Below are 9,097 nucleotides of genomic sequence, written 5' to 3'. Positions count from 1 at the left end.
TTCTTGTGCCACACCCCGTTAGATTGACTCAAGAGAAACTTATACTCACATGGAATTTTTTCTTCTAATTGCCGCTCTAAACCCTGAAGTTCGTATTCAGAAGCACCAGTTCTAATTATCTTTTATAGCCTTACGTGCCACCGACTCTGACACATTCGCGTCTATTTGAATTGCCCCGATTTTCCTAGATATGTCAAAGTCTAAAAAAGGCGCAAGCCGAGGAAAAGTTCAATACATCCGATTATGGCCGATTTCTGCCGGCGGCGACAGGTAGAAAACGAGCCATTGCGGTCAATCGATTTGATACGATGAGTTGGATGGCGTATACCAGTGAACTCTGGAGGCGACATAAACGTGTTTTTGCGTCTGAGGCGTGAAGGTGGTGTCGAGTGTGCCCAGTGCTATCGAAACCCAATCGGAAAATTCACCTTGAGAACGTGACCAGAACAAAGTCGAACCACACTGAGCACAGAATTCACGTTGCACAGACTCTGAAGAATACTTAGTGATATGCCTGGCGCCGTTGAGTATTCGTAACGCGCTTCGGGGCACGCTACCATACGAAGCGAATGCTGCACCGTGACCTTTACGGCATTGACTACAGTGACAATGACTCACTGCTTTTGGCGTAGTCAGTAGCTCATACCTGATTGCTGAGCATAGGCAGCTTCCCTTGTAGATCTCTGTCATGCCTTCGTCCCTGTCGCTGGAAGAGGCGCCAGCTTACTCACTTGAATCTGATCAGTCGAACGTCTGCTTCTGGCCGTTAGCGGTCTATCACGCCCAGCAGCTATCGGGCAGGAGCAGACGCTGAGCGAGCGCCGCTGACCTGCTGAACACTATCAACGATCCACGTTTCCGCTGACTAATTACTCGCTGCGGCTGCCCCGGCGCGCGCGTTATGGTCGTCCCGTGGCGAGCGGCCAAAGAATGCTTTGTAGGCACGACTGAACGCCGCCTCGGACTCATAGCCCACCGCAAAACCTACGTCGCCAATACGGCTGGCTTTGGTGGCCAGCATGGTTCTGGCCAACGTCAGTCGCCATTCATTTTGGTAGCGCAGGGGCGCACGCCCCACTAGGGCGTTGAAGCGTTCGCAGAAACTGGAGCGCGACATCCCCGCCAGCTTCGCCAGCGCGTCGATGCGCCACTGCTGCCTGGGCTGCTCGTGAATGGAGCGGAGCACACGGGCGATGCGCGAATCGGACAAACCGCCCAGCCATCCGGATGCGGCGCCTTGCTGTACCCAGGTGCGCAGCACGCGAATAACGGTAAGGTCGATCAGCCGCGAGACCATCAACGCGCCACCGGGCTGCACGTCATGAGCTTCCAGCAGCATGAAATGCAACAAACCTTCGGACCACGGCGCCGCGTCGGCCTGCTGGATATGAATCAGCCAGGGTAGGGCAAAGAGCATGGCTCGAAAGCTGCCGGCATCGAACCAGAAGCGGCAGATAGCAAGCGTGGTTGGGCCGCCGCTTGCGGCGAGCTGCAGGTGTTCCAAGGTGTGGGGCAGCAGGAACACGTCGCCGGGCTGCACCTGCGCGGCAGGCTGGTCGTTGCGTTGAATGCGCAACTGGCCGCTCTGCAACAGACAGACGTGGGCACTGTTGCGGTCCAACTCCAAGTGTTCACCGGGGGCGAGGTTGGCGGAGTACACGCGATCGCCGGTCAGGCGCATTTGTGCCAGCACCTGGGACAGGAGGTCGCCGCTGGCGAAACCCTCCAGCTGCATTTCCGGAAGAATGGTCAAGTGTTCCGGTGAATCGGTCATGTAGGCCTGGCCGCACTTTGACTAACGTAGGGCCACAAGTATAGCCCAGTGCCACGAGGGGCCAGAAGCGTTTTGGCTCCAATAGCGGTGGTGACGAACTATGCCGATCATCCAACCTGAAGGAAGTGCTCCATGTTCGGAATCTCAGCCCTTGGTTGGCTACATACCCTAGGTAGCCTGCCCGCCATTCCCTTGGCCGCTTATATGTTCGTGCGTCACGGCCGCATCGTTCCCCGTTCCAGGCCCGGCCTTGCGTATCTGGTGTTTATGCTGCTGGGCGCCGGCTCGGTGTTTCTTATCGCCAAGCAGCCGGTGAGTAACGCCATTGCACTGCTCACGCTGGTATTGCTGCTGGCCGGCTATGGGGTAGGGCGCATCCGCGCGCTGGGCCACGCCGGGGTGTACGTGGAAACCATTTTGCTCAGCGTGACGGCGTTCTTCCTCATGCTGCCCACCGTCTCCGAAGTGCTGCGCCGTGTACCCGACGGCCACCCCATTGTCACGGACTTGCATGCGCCGCTGCTGATCGGTGCCCAGATCGGCCTGTTACTGGCCCTGATGCTCGGCGTGACTGCGCAGGTGCTGTATTTGCGCAGGCAGGGTGCGCAGCGGCGCGCTCTGGCGGGCTAGGCGCTGGCGGCGCCTCAGTGATTGCCGAGCATGTCGCTGGCCAGTTCTGCCAGTGCACGCAGGCGGTCCAGGCGCCGCATGTCCTGATGGTAGCCCATCCAGATATCACGAGAGGGCGGCGCTTCGTTGAGTTCAATGCGAGTCAGGGCTGGCAGTTGGTCGCCCAGCAAGCGCGGCAGTACGGCTAACCCCAAGCCCCGCGCGCACATCTGCGCTTGCACGGTGCGGCTGCTGCTGGTGAACACCGTGCGCGCGGCGGGCAGCATGCTCTGGAGCCACAGCACATCTGGGTAGTACGCCTGCGCGGTGTTCATCAGGATCAGCCTGCAGCCCGCGCCATCCGCACCGGGCTCGAAGGGCACGGCGGCGCTGATGTACAGGCCGTAGGGCATGGTCATCAGCCGGCGCTGCACGATGTCCGGCTGATCAAACGGCACAATGCGAAAGGCAATGTCTGCTTCGCGGCGGGTGAGGTCCGATAGCCGCTGCCCGGCTATCACTTCTGGTACCACGGCAGGGTTGCGGCGCACCAGTTCGTTCAGCACCGGTGCTAGCACGTAGCCGGCAAACCAGTCGGCTGAAGAAATGCGCAAGATGCCTTCGGGCTGTTCATCACTACCATCGATGCGCCGGGCGATGGCCAAGGCGCTGCTTTCCATTTCCTCTGCAAGGCAGAGGATGCCCTCGCCGATCGCGGTCGGCACCAGGCCTTCGCTGGTGCGCCGGAAAAACGCCTGGCCGCTGGCCTGTTCCAGCGCCTGCAAACGCCTGCCCACGGTGGGGTGGCTGACGCCCAGTTGCTTGGCCGCAGCGCCCAGAGAGCCGGCACGGGCTATCGCAAGGAAAAACCGTAAGTCGTCCCAATCCACTCAACCACCCCTTACAAAAATGAACGCGCAATGTACAGCGATGGCAGTCCCGCCAGCGCCTCCCAGCTTTCAAACTGCGGCCACGTTTAGCCTGGCAGAGTCGCCAGACCTACCTCACGCCGTTCAATAGTGTACGTAGCGGTGCGCTGGCCAGGCCAGGGACGTTTTAGAACCTGCCGGCCACGTGCCGTTTTCTGGAGGCTTTGCCATGAATCTATCCACCCCAGCCACAGCCACGGTATCCCGGCGCTGGTTGGCCTTTGCCGTGCTGCTGGCCGGAGCGTTCTTGCCGCCGCTGGATTTCTTTATCGTCAATGTGGCCCTGCCGTCCATTCGCCAGGGACTGGGGGCGACGCCGGCTCAGATCGAGTGGGTGATCTCGGCCTACGCGGCCACCTATGCGGTTTTTCTGATTACCGGTGGGCGCCTCGGAGATCTGTTGGGCCGGCGCCGGGTGTTTCTTGCGGGCATGACCGGCTTTGGCATGGCTTCGCTGGTCTGTGGGCTAGCGACCTCGCCATCATTGCTGATTGTTGGCCGGGTATTGCAAGGGCTGAGCGCCGCAGCCATGGCGCCGCAGGGGTTGGCGTCCATCCATGTCTTGTTTCCCGAGCATGAGCGCTCGCGGGCGTTGGCAGTCTATGGCGCGGCGCTGGGCTTTGCCGCCGTGATCGCTCAGGTGCTGGGCGGCGTGCTGATTGCGGCCGATGTTTTCGGGCTGCAGTGGCGAATTATTTTTCTGATCAACCTGCCTATCGTGGCCACCGTTTTCCTGGTCGGCATTCCCTTTTTGCCCGACACCCGCAGCGCCACGCCGGTGTCAGTGGATCGCCTCGGCGTGCTGCTCTGCGCCCTGACGCTGGGGCTGCTGGTGGTGCCGCTGGTGCAAGGCCGCGAGCTGGGCTGGCCATGGTGGCTATGCCTGATGCTGCTGAGCGCGCCGGTGGTGGCCGTGGGGTTATGGTGTCATGAAGTAGCCCTGCAGCGGCGCGGTGGTACACCGCTGCTCAGTCCTCAACTGGCAAGTTCGCCGCGCTTGCTGGCGGGGCTGGTCAGCGCGCTGTTTTTCTATGTGGTGTCAGCATTCTTTCTGACCTTTTCGGTATACCTGCAGGACGCCCTTGGCGCTACACCGGTAGTCACCGGCCTGATGTTCGTACCCTTTGGCGTTGGCTCCCTGATTGGCCCGCTGACCACCCCCGCCGCGGTCCGCTGCTTCGGCCGTTGGGTACCGGCCCTGGGCATGTTGCTGGAAGTGCTGGGCTGCCTGATATTAAGCGTAGCGGTGGGGGCTGCGGCTGCCGGTGAACGGCCGGCCTTGGCGCTGATGATCACAGGCGTCGGGCTGTTAGGCTTTGGTCAGGGTTGGGCATTGCCGACCCTGATTCGCAGCATGCTCGATCGCGCCCCGGCCGGTGGCTCCGGAATGGTTTCCGGTCTGGCCAACTCGGCGTTGCAAACCAGTGCCGCCCTCGGTGTGGCGGTGCTCGGCGGCCTGTTCTATGCCGTCGCCGCGCCGGCCTACAGCCCAGCCACGGTAGCCCATGGCTTTATTGCCGCGTTGATGGGCATCGCCCTGAGCCTGAGCCTGTCCGCGCTGCTCGCGCTCTACGCCTCAGTACCTCGTTCCAAGTCCCTCTAGATCACCCCAAATTCTTTAGTAAGGAGCTCCACTATGTCTGGCAGATTTTTCAATCAGGTCGCTGTGGTCACCGGCGGTTCAACGGGTATCGGCTTTGCCATCGCCCAGGCGCTACTGGCCGAAGGCGCCAAACGCGTTTACATCACCGGGCGTTCCGCCACCTCGCTGCATAGCGCGGTGGCCACGCTGGGCGAACGGGCGGTTGCGGTGATCTCCGACGTCAGACGGCAGGCCGACTTGGATGCTCTTAGAGAACTGGTAGAGCAGGGCGATGGCAAGCTCGACATGGTGTTCGCCAATGCTGGCATCTGCGAAAAGAACCCTGTCGGTGAGACCAGCGAAGCCAGCTATTACAGGCTGTTCGATATCAACGTGAAGGGCGTTTTCTTCACCGTACAGACCTTGCTGCCGCTGCTCAAAGACGGTGCTGCCATCGTGCTGACGGCATCCATCTGCTCCAGCAATGGCATGGAAGGCTTGAGCCTGTACAACGCCTCCAAAGCGGCCGTGCGCTCGTTTGCCAGAACCTGGGCCAACGAACTCAAAAGCCGCAAGATCCGCAGTAACGTGCTGAGCCCCGGCTTCACCCGCACACCGCTAATGGACAACGGCCTGAAGATGGACGAAACGCAAATCCAGTCGCTTACTGAACATGTGTCTGCAATCGTGCCCCTGGGCTACATGGCCAACCCCGATGAGATCGCCAGCTCGGCCTTGTTTCTGGCCTCTCACGAAGCCCGCTACGTAAACGGCGTCGAGTTGATGGTCGACGGCGGTCTCTCACAGATTTGATAAGGGCAGCGCCGAGGGGGCGCTGCTATGCCCCCGAAGAGCAGGTGATACTCCGATCCGGCTCGGCGGAGTTTCCCGGAATCCGGTGAGAAAAGGAGAAACATTTGTTTCTCTAATCTAAACGTCCGCTATTGGCCGATAGCAGCCGGTCGTTCCGTAGGCTGCACGCCATCTGTGAGCTGGCAGTATCGGCCCGAGGAGGGGAGATCAAAGTTGATCCAGGCGCGGCCATTTGCATGTGGAACAGCAGGATCAGTCATGTGATTGCCCTTCTCGGCTCGTACTGTCCGCCTTCAATCGTCAATTGTCCTGGTTCTAACCGGGACGTGCTTAACCACCATTAGCCCGGTTGAACTGCCAACGCGTGGAACGACCCGCTATGCCGGCAAGTCTACCTGTATCTACTCATGGGTAAGGTACAGCGCAATGGATAAGACAATCACCGTCGATCAACTAGCGACCACCGACCTTGGATCAATCAACGAAATATGGCTTGGCGGGACGCATACCCAGCTATGCCTATGGCGTGGCGAACAGGTCTTCACCCACGAGATGATGAGCGAGGGCACCCACGATCAGAATGTCCAACGCTTGTGCTTGCAGTTGGTCAACCCTGACGATCAAACCGCCGTAGCCAGCGTTGAGGTAATTGTGCGCGAACGGCTGAAAAAAATGGGGAAGGAGGGCGAGTTTTATCCCGCAGAGGAGGCTGACACTCATCAATAAGAAAAGGTGTATCGGTCATTCATGGGGAGTTGATCCAAGGCCTGTTGTCGCTTGGAGGTGTATCTTTCGATGATGATCCTGAGACGCTTAGGATGACTCACTCAATTCAGTAAAACCACGGAGCAGCCAACAGGTTATGGATATCGAATTTCGCGGTAATCGCATGCGTGATAACCGTCTGTAGGTACATGAATCGCCCCTGATTTCATAGGCGCGTTATGGATTCAACCGGTTTGTGTAGCCATCCAGGTCAAAAAATCATGGAGCTGAGTCGTAAATTTCTTTGGCTTGGCATCCGGGTTTCTTGCCTGGGACAAGAAAAAAGAGATCTGCATTCTCATACTCGGGTAATGCTGAACAAACTGCTCGACAAGCTCTTCCAGTGTTTGCGGCCACATCAGGTCCTGTTCAGAGCGAAGCACTTGAGTTGACCGGATGAGTTTGCGCGAAGCTTCTCGCTGCAAGCGTAGCGATTGCGTCGGTGTGGTCGCCTGGTCGATAAGGTCGGCATACCGGGTCAGCACGGATTCAAAGTCACCATTCACGGCAATGGCGATAGCGCGCGACGGCTTGAACCGGTCGAAGCGTTGGGTCAGATCATCGCCCCATAAGCAACGACAGTGATGCTTGAGCCAATACCCCCAGCTCAATCGATTGTCAGGTGCCAATACTTCAGCACGACTACCGATATCGAAATCGATCTTGGTGACTTCGGCATGCCGACTTTCCAGCGTGCGCCTTTTCGACTCCAGCATTTCCAGATCCTGCGACGTAGGTGGGCTGTGCAGAATAAGGGTTAGGTCAAGGTCAGAAAACCCCGGCACGGCGTCGCCTCTCGCGACACTGCCATAAAGATAAATCCCGTCCAGCAGAGGTTCCGGCCGCGCGAGCGTCATGCAAACGTCCGTCAGCAAAGCCTGAAACTGTGGCTGCGTCTCGACGTTGGACACGGTGAGGATATAACCGTCCGCATCAATGCCACGAGGTTGGAGTCGTTCCATGAAGCCGTCCTTGAGTTGCGTTCAGTAAAAATCGGGGTCAAACCCCATCAAGACGTGCGCCGGCCTTCCAGGCTGGAAAACACATGCATACCCGCCAGCATCGCCACTACGAAGATGAGAATTTGCCAGTGCCCGGTAAACAGAAGGGCGACCGCAGGCCCAGGGCAGATACCCGAGAACAAACACGCTGACGGACAGCCCGATCAGTTCCTGCACAGGAGAGTCGGTGAGGGTTGTTGCTCAGCGAACCATCATAACCATCCGGGCGGGGCTGGGTCTGCGCAAGTCAGATTTTGCTGCCGCTCCCCATGGAGTGGGTGAAGCCCTGCTTCCAGTACTAAAGGAGGTGTCAATGCCCGCTAAAGGACCATTTCGGTCTGACGCCGTAGGTTTAGGCTCAGCTTTGTGATCGTCAACGATGACAACAAGAGGCGCCGCATCACCTGCGAGATGAGTAGAAAACCTCACTGACTCCCGTGTCTCCATAATAAAAAGAGGATTTATCATGAGTAGCACCTTCTTCATTCCTTCCGTGAACATGATGGGCATTGGCAGCCTCGACGAGGCGATGCTCGCAATCCGCAAGTACGGATTCCGCAAAGCCTTGATCGTCACCGATGCCGGCCTGGCCAAAGCCGGCGTGGCGGCCAAGGTCGCCGGCCTGCTGGCCCAGCAAGACATCGACTCCACCCTGTTTGACGGCGCCAAACCGAATCCGACCGTCAGCAACGTGGAAAAGGGCCTTGAATTGCTGGCCCGCAGCGACTGTGATTTCATTATTTCCCTGGGCGGCGGTTCCCCCCATGACTGCGCCAAGGGCATTGCCCTGTGCGCCGCCAACGGTGGGCACATCAGCGACTACGAAGGCGTCGACCAATCCGCCAAACCACAAATGCCACTGATCGCCATCAACACCACCGCCGGCACGGCGAGTGAAATGACCCGTTTCTGCATCATCACCGACGAAGTCCGCCACGTGAAAATGGCCATCGTCGACCGCAACGTCACCCCCCTGTTATCCGTCAACGACCCCTCGTTGATGGCCGCCATGCCCAAAGGCCTGACCGCCGCCACCGGCATGGACGCACTGACCCACGCCGTCGAAGCCTACGTGTCGACGGCGGCCACGCCGATCACCGATGCCTGTGCACTCAAAGCCATCGAATTGATCTCGGCCAACCTGCGCACCGCCGTTGCCCAGGGTGACAACATGACCGCCCGGGAAAACATGGCCTACGCGCAATTCCTTGCCGGCATGGCCTTCAACAATGCTTCGCTGGGTTACGTGCACGCCATGGCGCACCAACTGGGCGGTTTCTACGACCTGCCTCACGGCGTGTGCAACGCGATCCTGCTGCCCCATGTGTCGAGCTTCAACGCCAGCGTATGTCCGGCCCGGTTTAAGGATATCGCTCATGCGATGGGGGTTGAGACTCAGCAACTGGATGCGGAGAAGGGTGCTGCGGCGGCTATCACGGCCATCCGTAAACTGTCTGCGGATGTGGGGATTCCGAGTGGGCTCGTTGAGCTGGGTGTGAAGGCTGACGATATTCCGACCCTGGCAGCCAATGCCATGAAAGATGCCTGCGGTTTTACCAATCCGCGTCCTGCCAATCAGGATGAGATTGAGCAGATTTTTCATACGGCGATGTGATTGATGTGA

General features: G+C 59.0%; 9 protein-coding genes and 1 pseudogene. 5 read left to right on the top strand and 5 right to left on the bottom strand.

What is annotated here, in order from left to right; translation table 11 throughout:
- Positions 1 to 291: 291 nt before the first annotated feature.
- Both HX873_RS05420 and HX873_RS05415 read right to left on the bottom strand, forming a co-directional pair.
- Entirely contained in the window at positions 292 to 690 is a 399-nt protein-coding gene (locus HX873_RS05420) for a GFA family protein (protein ID WP_087694695.1), read from the bottom strand.
- A 175-nt stretch (positions 691 to 865) separates the two neighbouring features.
- Entirely contained in the window at positions 866 to 1,774 is a 909-nt protein-coding gene (locus HX873_RS05415; RefSeq protein WP_087694694.1) for an AraC family transcriptional regulator, read from the bottom strand.
- 132 nt (positions 1,775 to 1,906) lie between these two features.
- On the opposite strand from HX873_RS05415, the gene HX873_RS05410 reads away from it, so the two are divergent.
- Complete coding sequence (locus HX873_RS05410; RefSeq protein ID WP_087694693.1) at positions 1,907 to 2,404, top strand: hypothetical protein; 498 nt, start codon at positions 1,907 to 1,909, stop codon at positions 2,402 to 2,404.
- Positions 2,405 to 2,418: 14 nt separating this feature from the next.
- Here the strand turns inward: HX873_RS05410 and HX873_RS05405 are convergent, their stop codons facing one another.
- Entirely contained in the window at positions 2,419 to 3,273 is an 855-nt protein-coding gene (locus HX873_RS05405) for a LysR family transcriptional regulator (protein WP_087694692.1), read from the bottom strand.
- Positions 3,274 to 3,481: 208 nt separating this feature from the next.
- Between HX873_RS05405 and HX873_RS05400 the strand changes: the two genes are divergently transcribed.
- The 3 genes from HX873_RS05400 to HX873_RS05390 all read left to right on the top strand — a co-directional run bounded on the left by HX873_RS05400 (position 3,482) and on the right by HX873_RS05390 (position 6,433).
- Positions 3,482 to 4,915 carry an MFS transporter gene (locus tag HX873_RS05400; protein ID WP_087694691.1) on the top strand — a complete coding sequence of 478 codons (1,434 nt, stop codon included), beginning with the start codon at positions 3,482 to 3,484 and terminating at the stop codon, positions 4,913 to 4,915.
- 33 nt (positions 4,916 to 4,948) lie between these two features.
- Entirely contained in the window at positions 4,949 to 5,707 is a 759-nt protein-coding gene (locus HX873_RS05395) for an SDR family oxidoreductase (protein WP_087694690.1), read from the top strand.
- A 426-nt stretch (positions 5,708 to 6,133) separates the two neighbouring features.
- The gene (locus HX873_RS05390; RefSeq protein WP_087694689.1) at positions 6,134 to 6,433 is read left to right on the top strand and encodes a hypothetical protein; all 300 of its coding nucleotides are present in this window, start codon (positions 6,134 to 6,136) and stop codon (positions 6,431 to 6,433) included.
- Between the two features lie 224 nt (positions 6,434 to 6,657).
- On the opposite strand, the gene HX873_RS05385 is transcribed toward HX873_RS05390, so the two are convergent.
- Both HX873_RS05385 and HX873_RS31715 read right to left on the bottom strand, forming a co-directional pair.
- On the bottom strand, positions 6,658 to 7,434 hold the full coding sequence (locus HX873_RS05385; RefSeq protein ID WP_102368758.1) for a nucleotidyltransferase domain-containing protein: 777 nt from the start codon (positions 7,432 to 7,434) through the stop codon (positions 6,658 to 6,660).
- A gap of 47 nt (positions 7,435 to 7,481) precedes the next feature.
- Positions 7,482 to 7,610: pseudogene (locus tag HX873_RS31715) on the bottom strand (DUF6691 family protein); the annotation flags it as partial.
- 329 nt (positions 7,611 to 7,939) lie between these two features.
- Between HX873_RS31715 and yiaY the strand changes: the two are divergent.
- A complete protein-coding gene (gene yiaY, locus HX873_RS05380; RefSeq protein WP_102368759.1) occupies positions 7,940 to 9,088 on the top strand; it encodes an L-threonine dehydrogenase in 1,149 nt (382 codons plus the stop codon).
- The last annotated feature ends 9 nt before the right edge of the window (positions 9,089 to 9,097 follow it).

The sequence above is a fragment of the Pseudomonas sp. P7758 genome (assembly GCF_013386485.1).
In the GTDB taxonomy this organism is placed as follows: Bacteria; Pseudomonadota; Gammaproteobacteria; order Pseudomonadales; family Pseudomonadaceae; genus Aquipseudomonas.
Note: the sequence above shows the minus strand (reverse complement) of the source record. Positions and strands in the feature narration are given on the sequence as shown.

Coding starts and splice junctions, on each gene's coding strand:
- HX873_RS05420 (WP_087694695.1), bottom strand. CDS start 690: ATGACAGAGATCTACAAGGGAAGCTGCCTATGCTCAGCAATCAGGTAT.
- HX873_RS05415 (WP_087694694.1), bottom strand. CDS start 1,774: ATGACCGATTCACCGGAACACTTGACCATTCTTCCGGAAATGCAGCTG.
- HX873_RS05410 (WP_087694693.1), top strand. CDS start 1,907: ATGTTCGGAATCTCAGCCCTTGGTTGGCTACATACCCTAGGTAGCCTG.
- HX873_RS05400 (WP_087694691.1), top strand. CDS start 3,482: ATGAATCTATCCACCCCAGCCACAGCCACGGTATCCCGGCGCTGGTTG.
- HX873_RS05395 (WP_087694690.1), top strand. CDS start 4,949: ATGTCTGGCAGATTTTTCAATCAGGTCGCTGTGGTCACCGGCGGTTCA.
- HX873_RS05390 (WP_087694689.1), top strand. CDS start 6,134: ATGGATAAGACAATCACCGTCGATCAACTAGCGACCACCGACCTTGGA.
- HX873_RS05385 (WP_102368758.1), bottom strand. CDS start 7,434: ATGGAACGACTCCAACCTCGTGGCATTGATGCGGACGGTTATATCCTC.
- yiaY (WP_102368759.1), top strand. CDS start 7,940: ATGAGTAGCACCTTCTTCATTCCTTCCGTGAACATGATGGGCATTGGC.